The organism is Paenibacillus sp. FSL K6-0108, assembly GCF_045040695.1.
Taxonomy (GTDB): Bacteria; Bacillota; Bacilli; order Paenibacillales; family Paenibacillaceae; genus Paenibacillus; species Paenibacillus pabuli_B.
In genome coordinates this window covers 6375901-6394664 of the sequence record NZ_CP150288.1, presented here as the reverse complement: position 1 = coordinate 6394664, position 18764 = coordinate 6375901, and the positions used below count along the sequence as shown (strand labels likewise).

Below are 18764 nucleotides of genomic sequence, written 5' to 3'. Positions count from 1 at the left end.
ATGAGCAGATCTGAAGAACAGGATGAACAAGAAATTGTGATGCGTATACAACAACAGATGAGAGTGCTCGATGATGCGTATGAACCTGCCAATATTCCTTCGTTAGCCACCATTGAAGCCCAAGTAAAGGAACGAAGACAAATGAGACGACGAGCCAATCGAATCGAAATGATCCTGTTCTGGATTGCAGGATTGTTCATTATCTCATTTGGTGCCTTCTTGCTTCATTCAGCTCCAGCTCTATATCTGGGTATCCAAGCCATTAGCTTGTGTGCAGCAATAGTCGTGGCAGTTAGCTGGTCAGGGCGACGCCGGAAGGAGACCCGCCATGAATGATCTGCATTATTCATTGAATGAAATTCCTCTTGTATGGGTCATTCTGATTGCCATTCTTTTGCTCATTCAGGGAACATGGATTTTTCACGATGCACGAAGGCGTGGTCGTTTCCCCTGGTTATGGGGGTTATGGGGAATTACTGGATTTCCAACACCCCTAATCATCTATTGGTTCATTGTGGTGCGGGGAGATCGGAAGCCCCCTAGGCAAACATTAGGTAAATGATAGAATTATCGGAATGCAAAAAAAGATTTTGCACAAATGTTTTGTTTAATTCTAGTAATCGTAGACATCGCTATTCTTTTCTAGTAGACTATACAAATAATAAAAAGATAGACTACCAGGAGGTTAGACGATGCTGCGATTAGGAGAGAAGGTTGTCATCGTCGCGGATGCGTTTGAGCAGAATCTTCCTGTGGGGGAATATGGTTTCATCATCGCTTATGACCGGAATCCGGACAATGCGTTCGATTACGTGCTTCGAGTGCCGCAGGTGAATCGGAACTTTTTTGTTCCATCCGGCGACGTCGACTTGGAAGAGGTTCTGCTGAAGCAGGAAGCTGAGCGGGTCGAGCGAGAAGCGTTGATAGATTACGCCCTTGCGACACACAATGAGAAACTGTTTCATCATTTGATGAATGGAGATTTCGAAGCTGTGGAAGAGGAAGAAGAAACCGCGAACGATGTTATGTCACAGGCGGATTTTATAAAGCAGGTTAACCTGCGTGCATGGATTTAGAATTTGAAGAGTCGGCTGATGCCGGCTCTTTTTTGATTTTCCGAATCCTATTTCAGCACACCAAGTCATTATGTTCAGAATCGGTTCAGAGACAATTGATAAAATACCTTGCGATGTAGAAGGGATTGCACCCTTCAAATTTTACATAACAAGGAAGGTAGATATGAAGATGAGAAGGAGCTTTCGCAACGGTAAAAAATTCGTGATGATGTTGTTGGTCTGTCTGGTGATTATGGGAGGCAACCCGATCTTTCAGATATGGGATATAAACCGCGCTTACGCCTCTGTTGGCGAAGAGTGGACACTATTGGGGGAAGCCGGTTTCTCGGCTGGAGAAGCTTCTGCTCCCAAGCTGGCAGTGGATCAATTAGGAACAACATATGTTGCTTATTCAGATAGGGGCGCTGATTCTAAAGTAACGGTGATGAAGTATAGTGAGTCCGGTGATTGGCAACTGGTAGGTGATAGAGGCCTATCGGTTGGGTCAGCAAGCGGAATCACACTCGTGCTGGATCAAGCAGGCACTCCATATATTAGCTATCAGGATAGCGGCGTTAGTGGTAAGGCTACGGTCATGAAATATAGTGAATCAGACGGTTGGGAATTGGTAGGAGAGGCGGGCTTTACTCCAGACAGGGCAAACTACCCTTCGCTCGCGCTGGATCAGGCGGGTAATCCTTATATTGCTTTTAAGGATGGAGCCAGCGGGAAAGCAAACGTAATGAGATACATCGAGCCAACGGGCTGGGAGCTGGTGGGCAGTGCTGACTTCTCCGAGGGAGAAGCAATCTCTTCCTTTTCATTGGTTCTCGATCAAGCGGATACACCTTATGTGGCTTTTCAGGATGAAGCCTACAAAGCTACTGTCATGATGTACAGTTCCAACGAATGGAAGGTGGTAGGCCAAGCAGGCTTTACAGGAGGGTACGCAACCTCCCCATCACTTGTGATAAATCCATCAGGACAACTTTATATTGTGTTTCAAGATGATACGAATAAAATGACGGTCATGACATATCGTGATGAGATATCAAGTTGGGAGAGGGTAGGTCAAGCTGGTTTCTCTCCAGGTTCTGCAAATTCTCCTTCGCTGGTTATGGATCAGATGGGTACACCTTATGTGGCTTTCAAGGATAGCGCAAATGGAAACAAAGCAACCGTAATGAGATACAGCGAGCAAAATGGCTGGGAGTTTGTCGGTCAAGCCGGTTTCTCTGCTGGGGTGGTGTCTACACCTTCACTCGCATTGGATCAAAAAGGTACGCCGTATGTTGTTTATCAAGATGCATTCAATAGTTCAAAGGCGACGGTGATGAGGTTTGGAGCGAAAGCTTCGTACACAGTCTCCTATGATGGTAATGGAGCTCAGTTGGGTAATGCACCAGTGGATAATCAACAATACAATGATCAAGCGGGAGCAATCATTTTAGGCAATACAGGGAATTTGGAAAAAACAGGTTATACATTCGCTGGCTGGAATACGGAAGCAGATGGAAGCGGAACGAACTATAACGCAGGTGAGACGTTAATCATGAGTGCTGCTCATGTAACGTTGTATGCGAAGTGGACGCCATCCACGTCCAATGAGGATGAAACAGGAAAGTGGAAAGTTATTGGCAATACAGGTTTCTCAGAGGGAATGACTTTTGACCAGGATCTTGCCCTTGATGCCCATGGCACGCCGTATGTCGTATATCAAGATGTATCCAATGGCTTTAAAGCAACGGTCATGAAATATAGCGAAGTGAGTGGATGGTCGGCAGTCGGACAACCAGGTTTTACTGAGAGTTTTGCAACAAAAAACAAAATAGCAATAGACCAGAATGGAACAATATACGTTGCTTTTAGTGATGTAAATCATGTTGGCAGTGCAACCGTCATGAAGTATACGGAGCAGGATGGCTGGGATTTTGTAGGTTCTCCAGGTTTCTCTCCAGGTAATTTATCAAGTCTTGATTTGCAACTCGATGCAAACGGTGTGCCGTATGTTGCCTTAAATAGCAGTTATCGCCTCACAGTTATGAAATATAATGACCAGTCTGGAGAGTGGACGTCCATCGGCAAGACCGAAAATATTCTGGGAGGCGCGGGAGGAAGTATATTGGCTATAGGGCCAGACGGTGTCCCTTACGTTGCATTCAGCGATAATAGTGGAGGATTCAGATTGTCTGTCATCAGATATAACGAAGCGGATGATTCTTGGTCCTTCGTTGGCAATCGTGCTTTTTCACAAGAAAACGTAGCTGAGTTTGCGCTTGCAGTAGATCAGAACGAAACGGTATATATTGCTTATACCACTGGATTCAACGGACAAAAGGCAACAGTTATGAAATATACTGGCTCCGGAACATGGATAACGGTTGGGGATGCTGAGTTCTCTGACGGAGCGGCAAATTTCGTTTCGATGGTGCTTGATCAAGATGGAAGCCCGTATGTGGCATATATGGATTCAGCAAATATGAACAAAGCAACCGTCATGAAATATACCGAGGCGGATGGTTGGAATGCGATCGGTGGGACTGGTTTCTCAGAGGGAATTGCACAGAACACTACATTGGAAATTGACGCAGCAGGGAACCTTTACGTTTCTTTCAAAGATGGAAGTAACGGTAACAAAGCTACAGTCATGTCCTATGCACAACCGAAGAGATATCAGATCACTTACAACAGTAACGGAGCTACATTAGGAGACGTGCCCACAGACAACCAGGCGTATAAGCAACAAACGCTGGCTACAATTTTGGGTAACACAGGAAACCTGATGAGGACTGGTTATGATTTTGCAGGCTGGAATACGGCAGCGGACGGCAGCGGAGTAAACTATAGTGTGGGCGATACGCTCCTTATAGGCACCTCTAATGTGACATTGTTCGCGAAGTGGCTTGTGTCGAATAACGGCGGAACAAACCCTCCAGATGGTTCCGACAACTCCAGTGGTGGAAATGGCGGTAACGGTTCAAATCCTGGCGGTGGCAGTACTTCTGGGCCTGCAAGCGGAGCGGCAGGTACAGCGTCTTCGGGAGGAGGGGCGGTTAATTTCGGTGTTTCGATCTTGGTGAACGGGAAACCAGAAAAGGCCGGAACTCTAAGAACGGCTAATGTGAACGGACAGAGTGTATTGACTCTGACAGTTGACGAGCAGGCTGTCATGAAAAAGCTGGATACGGAAGGCATGAACGCCGTTGTCACCCTCACTATAAATGGTGGAAATAAAGATCGGTTTATCGGTGAACTCACTGGAAGATTGGTGAAGTTCATGGCAGACAAGGAAGCCGTACTTATGCTTCAAACGGACGCCGCTTCCTATTCTTTACCTTCCAGACTGGTGGAAATTAATACGCTGGCACAACAACTTGGTGCTGAAGATCACCTCGAGGATATGGTCCTCCATTTGGAGATCGCACCTGCTTCTGCTGAAACGATATATGCAGCGGAAAAGGTTGCTCATCAAAACGGTTTTGCCTTGATTGGTCCGCTTTTTGATTTCAACATAACGGCCACATATGAAGGCAGATCTGTAAGTGTGGACCGGTTTAACAAATACGTCGAACGAGCAATTACTTTATCCGGTGAGGTTGATCCTTCCAAGGTAACGACTGGAGTTGTGGTTGAGAAGGACGGCGGCGTGCGCCATGTTCCGACCAAAATCACGAAAGTCAATGGAGTGTATCATGCGCAAATCAACAGTTTGACGAATAGTGCGTATGGTCTCGTTTGGAATCCGCGGACATTTGCCGATGTTGCAGCACACTGGGCACAGACGGAAGTAAATGATATGGGGTCAAGAATGGTTATCCGTGGAATATCGGATACGATCTTTAATCCGGATGAAAGCATTACCCGCTCTGAATTTGCAGGTGTACTCGTGCGGGCACTGGGACTTCAAACTAATGAAGGAAACGTCCGATTCAGCGATGTAAGTTCGAGTGATTGGTATGCAGGCGAAGTAAGTGCCGCTTCCGACCTGGGTCTGATCGACGGTTATAAAGATGGCACATTCCGGCCAACACAGAAGATTACCCGTGAAGAAGCGATGATGATCATTAATCGGACGATGGAGCTTACCGGATTGGATCATAAGCTGGATATCGACACTGGCCAAGATCTCTCCCGCTATATAGATATGGATATGGTCTCGTATTGGGCGAGAGAAGCTGTCGAGTTCAGTCTTCAATCCGGGCTTGTATCTGGTCGGAGTAACGCGACCATTGCTCCAAAATCCATGATCACTCGGGCAGAGACTGCGGCGCTTATTCGTCGGTTACTGCAGCATTCGGGCTTGATCTAAAGAATAACTAGTAATGTATACAGCAAAAAGGCAGAGCGAATTCGCACTGTCTTTTTGCCAATTTAGACTAGGAGCAATCATTAATACAGTGAATTCTTAATAGCGATGAGGCACGCAGGAAGGATATCATTGCTCAGATGTCTAAAAAATCACTGGAACCCTTTTTCTACGTAATAGAAGTCAGTACAGTCCTATGCATTGAATTGTCGAACTATCTCACCTATAATGAAAAAAGTTATCTTGGGACTTTAGCCCGTTAAACGAACGATTCGTTTTCGGCGGTTTCGGGAATTAGAACGAATGAAGGAGGCATCCGGACATGAGTATTTCAAATAATGACGTTCAGCACGTGGCCAAGCTGGCTAGACTTAATTTGACTGCGGAAGAAGAACAGACCCTGACAGGACAGCTGAACGCGATTTTAAAATATGCTGAGAAGCTGAATGAGCTGGACACTGATGACATTGAACCTACCACTCACGTGCTGCACGTCAGCAACGTGATGCGTGATGATGAGACGAAGGAAAGCCTGTCAATTGAACAGGTTATGCGCAATGCACCAGAAGAAGAAGAAGGGCAATTCAAAGTGCCTGCTGTAATGGAATAACGGATAACCGGAAGGAGGACGAATTACGTGAGTTTATTTGAACAATCGTTGCCGGAGATACATAACAAGCTGCACGCCAAGGAGCTGTCGGTCAGCGATCTGGTGAATCAGGCATATCAGAACATTGGTGAACGGGATGAGAAGGTTAAGGCTTATCTGGCACTGGATGAAGAACAAGCACGTGCTCGTGCACGTCAACTGGATGATCGTCTCGTCAGCGGCGAGGAAAAAGGTTTGCTTTTTGGTCTGCCAGTTGGCATTAAGGATAACATCGTTACAAACGGACTGCGTACAACATGCGGCAGCCAGTTTCTGCGCAACTTCGACCCGGTGTATGATGCAACGGTTGTTGAGAAGTTGAAAGCAGCAGATACCGTCATGATAGGGAAGTTAAACATGGATGAATTCGCCATGGGCGGCTCCAATGAAAATTCAAGCTTTTACCCAGTACGTAACCCTTGGGCACTTGATCGTGTTCCAGGCGGTTCCAGTGGTGGGTCTGCTGCGGCTGTTGCGGCAGGAGAAGCTTATTTCACATTGGGATCAGATACAGGGGGCTCCATCAGACAGCCTGCTTCCTATTGCGGCGTTGTCGGTTTGAAACCTACCTACGGACTCGTATCCCGTTTTGGTCTGGTTGCATTCGCATCTTCCCTGGATCAGATTGGACCTTTGACGAAAAATGTCGAGGATTCTGCCTATGTGCTGCAAGCCATTGCTGGTTATGACGCCAAAGATTCGACATCCGCGAAAGTGGATATCCCGGATTACTTGAGCGGACTGACAGGGGATGTCAAAGGACTTCGCATTGCTGTTCCGAAGGAATACATTGGTGAAGGCGTTGATCCTCAAGTTAAAGAAACCGTCTTGTCTGCCCTGAAAGTCCTCGAAGGACTCGGCGCAACATGGGAGGAAGTATCCCTTCCGCATACCGAATATGCGGTAGCTACGTATTATCTGCTCGCTTCATCGGAAGCTTCTTCGAACCTGGCTCGTTTCGACGGCGTGCGTTATGGTGTTCGTGCAGACAACCCGGAAAACTTGCTGGATCTGTACCACCAGTCCCGTAGTCAAGGTTTTGGTCCCGAAGTGAAACGACGCATCATGCTTGGAACCTATGCGCTCAGCTCGGGATACTACGATGCGTATTATTTGAAAGCTCAAAAAGTACGTACGTTGATCAAACAGGATTTCGACGACGTATTTGCCAAATATGATGTCATCATCGGACCAACCGCGCCAACAACGGCATTTAAACTCGGTTCCCAGGTTGATGATCCACTTACGATGTATCTCAACGACATTTTGACTATCCCTGTCAGTCTTGCTGGTGTACCAGCAATCAGTATCCCTTGCGGATTCTCGGATGGACTGCCTGTCGGCATGCAGATAATCGGTAAAGCTTTTGATGAAACGACTGTACTGCGCGTAGCGCATGCGTTTGAACAAAATACGGAATTCCACAAGCAGCGTCCGCAGCTGTAGACTGCCCGGAACGGAGGAATATAGAAATGTCCGCATCTAAATATGAAACGGTCGTTGGACTTGAAGTCCATGTCGAGTTGCATACAAACTCCAAAATCTTTTGCGGCTGCTCCACTGCCTTTGGAGCTCCGCCCAATACTCACACGTGTCCGGTCTGTCTCGGACATCCAGGCGTATTGCCTGTATTGAATCGCCAGGCTGTAGATTATGCGATGAAAGCAGCCATGGCTCTTAACTGCACCATTGCTGATGTCAGCAAGTTTGACCGCAAAAACTACTTCTACCCCGATTCACCAAAAGCTTATCAGATTTCACAATTCGATCAACCGATCGGTGAGAACGGCTGGATCGATATTGAAGTCAACGGTGAAACGAAGCGAATCGGCATTACGCGTCTTCATTTGGAAGAAGATGCAGGGAAGCTTACCCACGTTGACGGCGGCTATGCTTCCTTGGTCGATTTCAACCGTGTGGGTACCCCGCTGGTGGAAATTGTGTCTGAACCTGAGATTTCTTCTCCGGAAGAAGCTCGTGCATACCTGGAAAAATTGCGTGCAATCATGCAGTACTGTGATGTATCCGACGTGAAGATGGAAGAGGGCTCACTGCGTTGTGATGCCAACATTAGTTTGCGTCCGCATGGACAGAAGAAGCTGGGAACAAGAGCGGAACTGAAGAACATGAACTCCTTCCGCGGCGTTCAGCGTGGTCTGGAATATGAGCAGTTCCGTCAGGCTGAGATCCTGGATGATGGCGGTGAAGTAGTTCAGGAAACTCGACGCTGGGATGAGGCTCAAGGGAAAACACTGTCGATGCGTGGTAAAGAGCAGGCGCATGACTATCGTTATTTCCCGGACCCGGACTTGGTGAAGCTGCATATCGATGCAGCCTGGAAAGAACGGATCAGAGCTTCCATACCGGAGCTTCCGGACGAGCGTAAAGCTCGTTATACTGCGGATTATGGATTGCCTAGTTACGATGCGGAGGTTATCACCTCTTCTAAAGCGGTAGCAGATCTTTTTGAAGACAGTCTGAAATACACCAAAGATGCAAAAGCCGTATCCAACTGGATCATGGGCGATTTGCTGGGATATTTGAACACCAGTAACCTGGAAGTAACTCAGGTGCCACTGACTGGACAAGGTCTTGGTGAGATGATTGGGCTGCTTGAAAAAGGTACAATTAATAGTAAAATCGCCAAAACGGTATTTAAGGAAATGCTGGAGAGCGGCAAGCTTCCTCAACAAATCGTTGAAGAAAAAGGTCTGGTCCAGATTAGTGACTCAGGTGCCATTCTTGCCATTGTGGAGCAGGTTGTTGCGAACAACCCTCAATCCGTGGAAGATTACAAGGCGGGCAAGCAGAAGGCCATTGGCTTCCTTGTTGGTCAAGTCATGAAAGAAAGCAAAGGTAAAGCCAATCCAGGCCTAGCCAATCAACTGCTTACAGATGTACTGAACCGCTAATCCATCCGGTGAGGCCGGACAGAAAGAGGCTCGTCCCTGTGACAGCCTCTTTTTGTGTTAGGGGTACAGATTTGATTTCGTTGTCCTGGTTCAGTGATGTACGAAGGAGATGAGGAAGGTATGGAGATTCAATCTTTGTCATTAAACGATGTGGAGATGGTAGGTCAGCTCTGGCGCTTACAGCATGTGGCCTATCGGCTTGAAGCGGAAATCATCGGGTTTCAGGAAATTCCACCTTTAATGGATACGATGGAGACACTGCAAAATTGTGGAGAGATCTTCTATGGCTATCTGGACACGGACGGTGAATTGCTTGGTGCGGTTGCCGTGGATGAGGAAGAGATTAATACATTAACAATCACGCGAATGATGGTACACCCAGACCATTTCCGTAAAGGAATTGCTGCTGCCTTGATGATGCATGTGTTTAAACAGCATCCCAATCTTCCGCGTTATATCGTTTCTACAGGAACGTTGAATCAACCAGCCGTGAAATTGTATACCAAATTTGGTTTTGAGCCCGTGGAAGTTGTACAAATTGCACCCGGAGTGGAATTAACGACATTTCATAAGAATAAAGATTAATGATGTGAACAACTTGGAGGAGGAATACCGGCTTTGGGCAATCCCTGGTTAATAGATGAGTGGCACATTTTATTGCGATTATTACTGGCTATGCTGCTTGGAGGGCTTGTAGGCCTGGAGCGGGAGCGTTCCAATCACGCCGCTGGTTTGCGTACCCATATTCTGGTATGTCTTGGATCTGCACTTATTATGATGCTGTCTGTTTATGGCTTTAAAGATTTTGCAAATGAATTAAACGTAAGGATTGATCCGGCACGTCTCGCTACAGCTGTTATTACCGGCGTTGGTTTTTTGGGAGCGGGCACGATTCTTTTTACAGGCAAGTCAATTACCGGACTCACAACGGCAGCTTCAATTTGGGTTGTGGCGGCCATCGGACTGGCCACAGGCGCGGGGTTCTTTTTTGCCTCCATCGTGTCAACGGCTTTGGTATTACTTAATCTCTGGGTATTCAATAAGCTGGAGCTCAGGTATATACGGGGAAACAAACTTCATGTGGTTACGCTTCACACCTTGTCTGATCCCGGTTTTCTGGAACAGGTATCTTCATTTATGGAGCAGGAGAAGATTAAAATACGTAAAATAACGGTGAATGAGCAGGATTTGGCTTATGCAGAAATGATATCCGTTGAACGCAAAATTGAAATTGTGCTGCATGTTTACATGCCACATGAGTTCAGTGCAGTGCAGCTTGTAACCAAGTTAAGACAGTGGGAACATGTAACGAAAGTGTCGGTCGAATAAATGAATTAAACCCTCTGAGGCCTTTAGTGCCGGAGGGTTTTTGCTCATAACCATATTTCTTCCAGTTACTCTCCCGGCTCTTTAGGGTACTATCTAACCAAATGCATGAAGAGCGGGAATGTTAACCCGGAAGGAAGGAGTCGTTTATGAAACGGAAACAGCAATCAAACAATAATTCCAGCGAAACGCGAGGAAAACCTGTCCGATATCGGACTCACAAGTTTATTGCCGGGTTACTAAGTGCGGTTATTCCTGGTCTGGGTCACGTCTACCTTCGATTATACATGAGAGGTCTGACCTTCATGATGCTTGTGCTTCTGGACCTGTCAGCACTCTTGTACTTCTCATCCATTGGAATACAGATCAATGTACCATTGCTTATCCTGCTGGCATTGTTTATTCCGGTAATATACTTTTACAATGTATTTGACGTATTACAATCTGCGGATTGGGTGATGATGCGCAGAAAAAGAGCGGTTACCCACAATAGCTTGGACAAGCCCACCCCTAATGAACGTTCGGCTGGGGAAGCCATGATGGTTTGGGAAAAAGGTATTTCGTTTGGACTGCTTCTGATTGTAGGAGGATCCTTGCTGGTATTGTTCTTTCGCAAACCGCGTTGGTTTAAAGAGCTAATCGCTGTGTACGGTGGATATACTTTTGCTGTTCTTATGATCGCAGGAGGACTAATCCTTTTCGGACGGGAAATTTGGGTCATGCTTCGGAAGAAGAAAATCTAGTTTGAACTATCAAGGAGGGATAGCCATGAACCGTAAAGTCCGGGTCGGCCGCTACACAGCTGCCGCTTTAATCATAGCTGTCGGTCTGCTGTTGATTTTGGATAAACGGTGGGGAACGGACTATGTATATGAGATGGTCGATTGGTGGCCCCTCTTGCTCGTTGTGTTAGGTGTGGAATACATACTGTTATTCTTAGTGACACGTAGAAGATGGACTGCAGCTCCAGACAACCAGAGTGAGAAAATTAAAATGCGTTTCAGACCCGATGCGAAAGGTATACTGTCAGCCCTTGTGCTGACGGCTTCTGTATTTATCGTTACGGAGCAGGATCACTACATGCATCTGTGGAACAGGGTAAGTCTTAATCTGGGAGCAGCATCCATGGACTATAGTCAGGCAGCAGGATACATGGAAGATAAGGGCACAATTCGGGTACCTGTGGGCATGGAGACCTCGGACCTTGTTGTTGAGGGAGTAAACGGGGATATCTCCGTACAGCGTGGGGATACGGAAGAGATTGAGGTACGCACCGTAGTTTGGGTAGATCAGACAACCGAAGTACAGGCCAAAGCAGTGGCGGACGCTTCGTTTGTTGAGACGGATGGTACAAAAGTGATTCATATTAAGACAACAGGCAAAACATATGGAGAGAACGAAAAAACACAGCCGCGGATGAATATCACCATAACGATTCCGGATGATCGTCGCTTCAATCTCGATATTCGTACATCCAATGGAGCCATATTGTTGAATCGTCCGGAAGCCATTAGTACCATTTTGGCCGAGACAGGAAACGGACGTATACGAATTACGAACGCCGTAGGTGATATTTCCGGTAAAACGCTGAATGGTGATGTCATTGTGGCAAATGCCATCGGAAATGTAGACTTGAACAGTAATCGAGGGGACATGAAGGCACGTGGGGTCTCCGGAAATGTGAATTTGACTACACAAGTCGGAAGTATTAGCATCACGGACTCCGTTGGAGAAATTACAGCGGACACCAGAAACGGAAATATCAATGTAGATGGCGCAAGTTTGGCACTCAAGGCTCAATCCCTCAATGGCAGTATAAGCATTGTATCTTCCAAAGTAGGCGGTGACTGGGACGTTTATAGCGCTGTAGGGGCTATTAACATTCTGCTTCCGGAGCGGGGAGATTATAGTCTAAGTGGCTCCAGCAGTTATGGAGATTTGCAAACGGATCTGCCGTTTACAGTGAAGAATAAAACGATTGAGGGCCAGCTTGGTGAAGGAGAGTATACGGTTAAAGTCGAGGGAAACAGCGACCTCACTATTGATCGTAATCCTGAAGTGCCTCCTGTTGGAACAAATTCACTGGAGTCGGAAGATACGGCTGATGGCTTGGAACAAATGACCGAAGACGGACAGAATTCCCAAGACCAAACATCCGAAGTTCCCTGACTGACGCGTTGACAATAAACTTGCAATCGCCGTACAATAAATATAAACTGGCAAGGTTAGACGGCAGGAATAATGTAAACACATTGTTCCAGTCCAGATCAACTCTGAATGAAGAGAACATGTGATCATACATTTTGTCTCTGCAGAGTAATGAAAGGTAAGGCGGTGGGTTTTATGGCAACACGTGTCCAACATGCGTTGGAGCATCTGAAAACGACCGGTGTCCGTATTACACCCCAGCGTCATGCCATATTGAACTATTTGATGGAATCCATGGGGCATCCGACAGCCGATGAAATTTACCGTGCGCTTGAACCCCAGTTTCCCAGTATGAGCGTGGCGACTGTATATAACAATTTGAAGATGTTTCTGGAAGCGGGCATGGTCCGGGAGTTGACATATGGAGATAACTCAAGTCGATTCGATGCCAATGTGACGGATCATTACCATGTTATCTGTGATAAATGCGGCAAAATTGAAGATTTTAGTTATCCTTCGCTAAAAAGCGTGGAGCTTCAGGCGGAGTCAAGTACAGGATTTGAAGTACATGGTCACCGATTGGAAGTTTATGGCGTTTGTAAAAGTTGCAGGGATTAAGAGAGTTGAATTACAATATTAACGTGCAGAATTCAGTTTGGATTCTTCACGTTTTTTGTTTTTAGGACGATAGAATGTATATAGTCTTAGCAGATTAGATATTTCATGATTCAGCATGATTAACGGAGGTAGACGTTTGAGTAGAAAAAGCAGATATACACGTCAGAAGCGTCGTTCATTCTGGCCTGGATTTTTGGCTGCCTGTGTTGTTGCAGGCGGTGCTTATTGGCTAATAACGAATGTTTGGCTTAATCAGATTCACGAAGACCCCGACTGGATTGGTATGAATCAACCTATTTTTGTGGACGGACAATTGATGGACGGCGAGGCGTCAGGAACGGGAGATCAGCTTAAATTTCCTGTATCGGTGCTGCAAGAGGCGATCGATCCCGGAATACGTTATGAAGCTGACACAGGTGATATCATTATTGCAACACCGCAGCGAGTGCTCCATATGAAGGAAGGCAGTACGAAGGCGGAACTTAATCATCGGGATTATCCCATGACGGTTAAACCGGAGGTGGTTGGGGGAGAAGCTTATATTCCGCTCAAACCATTGAAAGAGGTATATGGGATCGCTATACAGGAAGATGCTACAACGGGTGCGGTGCTGCTGATGCGTGGAGGTGACACCATTCAGTATGCGGAGATTAATACATTGTCTTCCAAGGCGGACAAGACAGTTCCGCTATACAAACGCGGGGGAGAATCTTCTCCCATCATTGCCGATATGGAGCAGAACACACGAGTAAGGGTTTGGCAGACAGGGGATGACCAGAGCTTTGTTCAGTTGGATAATGGGTATGCCGGTTATGTGGCTAATAAGTATGTCACTCTTACGGAGAAAAAGGAACTGGACAAGCCCAAATTCACAATGACTGCGGCGGAGAAAAAGTGGCAGAATAAACCGGTCAACCTGGTTTGGGAAGCCGTATACAATCGACAGCCTGATGTGTCTTCAATTGGCAAGATGCCTGGAGTTAATGTGGTCAGTCCCACGTGGTTCCATATTACAGATGGACAAGGCAATGTTAAAAGCAAAGGGGATAAAGCATACGTAAACTGGGCTCACCGTTCCGGCATGGAAGTGTGGGGCTTGATGGACAACAGCTTTGATCCGGATATTACGAAAGAAGCCGTGGCCTCATATGAGACACGTACGCATATTATCGAGCAGATGCTGGAGTATGCACAGACTTATCATTTGGACGGCATTAACATTGACTTTGAGAACGTCTATACAGACGATGGACCGAATATCACTCAATTTGTCCGCGAAATCAAAGCGATGGCGCGCATTCATGGTTTGATGCTCTCGGTTGATGTGACGCCGAAATCAAACAGTGAGATGTGGTCTGCTTTTCTGGATCGTCGCTCGTTAGGCTCTTTTGCCGATTATATTTTCGTTATGGCGTATGACGAGCATTGGGCGGCGAGTCCAAAGGCTGGTTCGGTTGCCTCGCTTCCTTGGACCGAGTCTTCTATGAGACGGATCCTGGAAGAGGATGAAGTACCATCGAACAAATTGATTATGGCTGTGCCGCTATATACTCGAATCTGGACGGAAGAGACCAATGATCAAGGAGAATTGAAAGTGTCTTCCAAAGCGGTAGGCATGAGCACCGTCACAGACCTGATCAAGGAAAAGAAACTTAAACCTGTTCTGGATAAACAAAGCGGACAGAATTATGTGGAGTATGCCGAAGATGGGGCAACCAAGAAAATCTGGATAGAAGATGCCGTTTCACTTCAGGCACGCGTTGATTTGGTTGCTTCGTTGAAATTGGGTGGAGTAGCTGCATGGAATCGAAGCTTCGCCGATGCATCGGCATGGGAGACGTTAAAACAGGCAGGGTATTCGAAATAAATATGAAATAGCTCTTTTGAACTTATATATTAATTAATTTAAAAGTCTATCTGAAATTCAAAAAAAGGTCCGGTGAAGATACCGGGCCTTTTTTCTGTCTCTGGGCTTGGATGAAAAGTTGATGAAAAGTACATCTAGCTGTTGGAACTTATGCCATGATCTGTGTCGGAAGGAGACGTGGAATGCGCTTTCAGTTGTGAACTGGTTGTATTGGCCTGATTAGGGTCCAGGGTAAGGATGGTGTGACAGAACATACAACGATCTGTCTTGCCGAGCATTTTGGTTAACTTGCCACATTCCGGACAGTCCACTTGTACTGCGCTTGTGGAAAGCATGCCAGCCCAGAAATAAATAGCCAGACTAGCCATCATGGCAATCAGGCCGATGACGAGTCCCACAGCGGCAAATACTTTGCCTGCGTGTCCCCAGAACACAATTCCGGCAGTTCCCAGTACCATTAGGCCCATGCCGAGCATGGTAAGCAGTAGTCCCCAAGTGCGAAAAGCATTAATTTTTGCTGATTTGAAAATCATGAAAAATGCTCCTATCGTATGAGTAGTATCGGACCTGGATAAGAAGGAAACTTCAGCCTGCATGTAGAATTACATTATAACTGACTTGGCGCTTATCTGCCATGAATTGTATGGAGGGAATCGTGGAACTAAAGAACCTTGCTTTTTTGTCCGAACAGTCGGAAGAGACAGGGGCAGTTGGGGCTATCGCTTATTCCCGCCCGGGAGAGCGATTCCACGGCTCCCTAATTCAGGATTTTGAATTGCTCGTACTTGTTGTTCATAATACCGACCAGTTGATATCCAAAGTTGGACACTACAAATATGGTGATCTTCGTTATCAAATGATCTATATCAGCCGTCATGAGCTGCAGAGCAGTGTAATTACGGGGGATAACAATAACATCATGCAGTGCCTGATTGAAGGTGAGATCATTTGGGAAGCGGGTAATGCCTTGAGCGCTTTGCGAGAGGAACTATCTGCTTTTGGAACCGAATTGCGTGAGCAAAAGCTTCTGCATGAATTCGCAAGTTTTTTAAGAATGTACGTGGAAGCCAAACGTTACATTCAAGAGGGCCATGTTGTTGATGCCTATTACAATGTACTTGAGGCTCTAGGGAACTGGGCTAGAATTGTACTTATTGAACAGGGGATTTACCCGGATCATGCCGTCTGGACACATGTGCAGAGTTTGGATCGTGCTTTGTGGAAGCTCTATCAGGAGCTTACAGTAAGTTCGGAGACACTGGAACAGAGAGTCGAGCTTGTACTGCTTGCATGTGAATTCTCAGTGATGTCCAAAATGGGCGATTGCTCCGGCTTGCTTCTGCGTGTGCTGGGAAGTCGAAGGGAACCGTGGAGTATGGATGAACTTGTCCACCATCCACAGTTGAGATTTGTACGGGAAGATCTGCCTCTCATCCTTCGTAAGCTGGTGTTTCGTTCTATAGTAAAAGAATCGGCAGGATGGCCATCCTTTATAGGAGGAGATGGACGGGAAATCCGCTATTGGATTGAGGCGTAATTACTCGTGAAGCCTGACCTTATGTGGATTATAAAGCGGGAGGGGAAACCTTCCTTTTTTGTTTGTTTAATAATTTATAAAAAGAGGTTGACTCATATTTAGTAAATATGATACATTATATTTCGTTCCTCTAACGAGCTTATCGTCAACAAACGATTAATTCTGCATAGGAACTAGTGAAGAACTAAAAGCTTCAAAAAAAGAAATTAAAAAAAGTTCTTGACGAAAACAAATGAAATGTGGTACATTATTTAAGTCGCCGCCGAAAACGCGGTTGAGACGAAAATGAGTAACACAAATCAAGTTTGATCTTTGAAAACTGAACAACGAGTGAGTAATCATCCTGCTTGCAGGATGAACGTGAAAGTTTTTGGTGCATGCCATTTGGCTGTATGAAAACTGGAACATAAATGAGATTTTTAATCTCGTCAGATTCAAAATGAGCTTATCGCTCTTTTCAATACTTTATTGGAGAGTTTGATCCTGGCTCAGGACGAACGCTGGCGGCATGCCTAATACATGCAAGTCGAGCGGACTTGAAGAGAAGCTTGCTTCTCTGATGGTTAGCGGCGGACGGGTGAGTAACACGTAGGCAACCTGCCCTCAAGTTTGGGACAACTACCGGAAACGGTAGCTAATACCGAATAGTTGTTTTCTTCGCCTGAAGGAAACTGGAAAGACGGAGCAATCTGTCACTTGGGGATGGGCCTGCGGCGCATTAGCTAGTTGGTGGGGTAACGGCTCACCAAGGCGACGATGCGTAGCCGACCTGAGAGGGTGATCGGCCACACTGGGACTGAGACACGGCCCAGACTCCTACGGGAGGCAGCAGTAGGGAATCTTCCGCAATGGGCGAAAGCCTGACGGAGCAATGCCGCGTGAGTGATGAAGGTTTTCGGATCGTAAAGCTCTGTTGCCAGGGAAGAACGCTTGGGAGAGTAACTGCTCTCAAGGTGACGGTACCTGAGAAGAAAGCCCCGGCTAACTACGTGCCAGCAGCCGCGGTAATACGTAGGGGGCAAGCGTTGTCCGGAATTATTGGGCGTAAAGCGCGCGCAGGCGGTCATTTAAGTCTGGTGTTTAATCCCGGGGCTCAACCCCGGATCGCACTGGAAACTGGGTGACTTGAGTGCAGAAGAGGAGAGTGGAATTCCACGTGTAGCGGTGAAATGCGTAGATATGTGGAGGAACACCAGTGGCGAAGGCGACTCTCTGGGCTGTAACTGACGCTGAGGCGCGAAAGCGTGGGGAGCAAACAGGATTAGATACCCTGGTAGTCCACGCCGTAAACGATGAGTGCTAGGTGTTAGGGGTTTCGATACCCTTGGTGCCGAAGTTAACACATTAAGCACTCCGCCTGGGGAGTACGGTCGCAAGACTGAAACTCAAAGGAATTGACGGGGACCCGCACAAGCAGTGGAGTATGTGGTTTAATTCGAAGCAACGCGAAGAACCTTACCAGGTCTTGACATCCCTCTGACCGGTACAGAGATGTACCTTTCCTTCGGGACAGAGGAGACAGGTGGTGCATGGTTGTCGTCAGCTCGTGTCGTGAGATGTTGGGTTAAGTCCCGCAACGAGCGCAACCCTTGATCTTAGTTGCCAGCATTTCGGATGGGCACTCTAAGGTGACTGCCGGTGACAAACCGGAGGAAGGTGGGGATGACGTCAAATCATCATGCCCCTTATGACCTGGGCTACACACGTACTACAATGGCCGGTACAACGGGCCGCGAAGCCGCGAGGTGGAGCTAATCCTAAAAAGCCGGTCTCAGTTCGGATTGCAGGCTGCAACTCGCCTGCATGAAGTCGGAATTGCTAGTAATCGCGGATCAGCATGCCGCGGTGAATACGTTCCCGGGTCTTGTACACACCGCCCGTCACACCACGAGAGTTTATAACACCCGAAGTCGGTGGGGTAACCGCAAGGAGCCAGCCGCCGAAGGTGGGATAGATGATTGGGGTGAAGTCGTAACAAGGTAGCCGTATCGGAAGGTGCGGCTGGATCACCTCCTTTCTATGGAGAATCGTTTCCCGCAGCGGAAACATTCAAATCAAGTCTTCAGGAAGCATGCTTCCGAAGCGAGCTTTACTTCGTAAAGCTTTTAGCTCACTCGTTGCTCAGTTTTGAGAGCTCAAACTCTCAAACAGCTTGCTTTTGCATGGAGCTTGTTCTTTGAAAACTAGATATCGAAACGAAATATGCGAATTAGAACATTCCTTTTTAGCTGAACTTGTGTTAAACAAGTTTCAATAAATTGGTACTTAATTGCTTTTGCGATGGTATTGAATGGGAGCGACTTTTGGCTTTGCGCAAGCAAAACAAGGGAAGCGAGCAGTCAAAAC

At 46.8% G+C, this 18764-nt stretch carries 15 protein-coding genes and 1 rRNA gene; 15 read left to right on the top strand and 1 reads right to left on the bottom strand.

Annotated elements, in window-relative coordinates; genetic code table 11:
• From MHB49_RS29125 to MHB49_RS29065, 13 genes are all read left to right on the top strand, one after another.
• Positions 1-336, top strand: a complete 336-nt coding sequence (locus tag MHB49_RS29125) for a YxlC family protein (RefSeq protein WP_405153920.1) — start codon at positions 1-3, stop codon at positions 334-336.
• Positions 329-562, top strand: coding sequence for a sigmaY antisigma factor component (locus tag MHB49_RS29120; protein ID WP_405153919.1), 234 nt, complete (start codon positions 329-331; stop codon positions 560-562). Before MHB49_RS29125 ends, MHB49_RS29120 begins: the two co-directional genes overlap by 8 nt.
• Positions 563-692: 130 nt before the next feature.
• Positions 693-1076 carry an ATPase gene (locus MHB49_RS29115; RefSeq protein ID WP_192270741.1) on the top strand — a complete coding sequence of 128 codons (384 nt, stop codon included), beginning with the start codon at positions 693-695 and terminating at the stop codon, positions 1074-1076.
• Positions 1077-1239: 163 nt separating this feature from the next.
• On the top strand, positions 1240-5364 hold the full coding sequence (locus MHB49_RS29110; protein WP_405153918.1) for an S-layer homology domain-containing protein: 4125 nt from the start codon (positions 1240-1242) through the stop codon (positions 5362-5364).
• A gap of 319 nt (positions 5365-5683) precedes the next feature.
• Positions 5684-5971 carry an Asp-tRNA(Asn)/Glu-tRNA(Gln) amidotransferase subunit GatC gene (gene gatC, locus MHB49_RS29105; protein ID WP_247899326.1) on the top strand — a complete coding sequence of 96 codons (288 nt, stop codon included), beginning with the start codon at positions 5684-5686 and terminating at the stop codon, positions 5969-5971.
• 27 nt (positions 5972-5998) lie between these two features.
• Positions 5999-7456: an Asp-tRNA(Asn)/Glu-tRNA(Gln) amidotransferase subunit GatA gene (gene gatA, locus MHB49_RS29100; protein ID WP_405153917.1), complete on the top strand. Its 1458-nt coding sequence runs from the start codon at positions 5999-6001 to the stop codon at positions 7454-7456.
• A 26-nt stretch (positions 7457-7482) separates the two neighbouring features.
• On the top strand, positions 7483-8922 hold the full coding sequence (gatB, locus tag MHB49_RS29095) for an Asp-tRNA(Asn)/Glu-tRNA(Gln) amidotransferase subunit GatB (RefSeq protein ID WP_405153916.1): 1440 nt from the start codon (positions 7483-7485) through the stop codon (positions 8920-8922).
• 96 nt (positions 8923-9018) lie between these two features.
• Positions 9019-9507, top strand: a complete 489-nt coding sequence (locus tag MHB49_RS29090) for a GNAT family N-acetyltransferase (RefSeq protein WP_405157266.1) — start codon at positions 9019-9021, stop codon at positions 9505-9507.
• A gap of 33 nt (positions 9508-9540) precedes the next feature.
• A complete protein-coding gene (locus MHB49_RS29085) occupies positions 9541-10251 on the top strand; it encodes an MgtC/SapB family protein (protein WP_247899322.1) in 711 nt (236 codons plus the stop codon).
• 146 nt (positions 10252-10397) lie between these two features.
• Entirely contained in the window at positions 10398-10991 is a 594-nt protein-coding gene (locus MHB49_RS29080) for a hypothetical protein (RefSeq protein WP_405153915.1), read from the top strand.
• Between the two features lie 25 nt (positions 10992-11016).
• Positions 11017-12417: a DUF4097 family beta strand repeat-containing protein gene (locus tag MHB49_RS29075; protein WP_405153914.1), complete on the top strand. Its 1401-nt coding sequence runs from the start codon at positions 11017-11019 to the stop codon at positions 12415-12417.
• Positions 12418-12591: 174 nt separating this feature from the next.
• Positions 12592-13014 (top strand): peroxide-responsive transcriptional repressor PerR, encoded by a 423-nt coding sequence (gene perR / locus MHB49_RS29070; protein WP_024631328.1) that lies wholly within the window; start codon positions 12592-12594, stop codon positions 13012-13014.
• Positions 13015-13150: 136 nt separating this feature from the next.
• Positions 13151-14881 carry a glycosyl hydrolase family 18 protein gene (locus tag MHB49_RS29065; RefSeq protein WP_405153913.1) on the top strand — a complete coding sequence of 577 codons (1731 nt, stop codon included), beginning with the start codon at positions 13151-13153 and terminating at the stop codon, positions 14879-14881.
• Positions 14882-15015: 134 nt separating this feature from the next.
• Here the strand turns inward: MHB49_RS29065 and MHB49_RS29060 are convergent, their stop codons facing one another.
• On the bottom strand, positions 15016-15414 hold the full coding sequence (locus tag MHB49_RS29060; RefSeq protein ID WP_247899318.1) for a YgzB family protein: 399 nt from the start codon (positions 15412-15414) through the stop codon (positions 15016-15018).
• Between the two features lie 122 nt (positions 15415-15536).
• Between MHB49_RS29060 and MHB49_RS29055 the strand changes: the two genes are divergently transcribed.
• Positions 15537-16418, top strand: coding sequence for a nucleotidyltransferase-like protein (locus tag MHB49_RS29055; RefSeq protein WP_405153912.1), 882 nt, complete (start codon positions 15537-15539; stop codon positions 16416-16418).
• Between the two features lie 465 nt (positions 16419-16883).
• Positions 16884-18435, top strand: a 16S ribosomal RNA gene (locus MHB49_RS29050).
• Positions 18436-18764 lie beyond the last annotated feature (329 nt).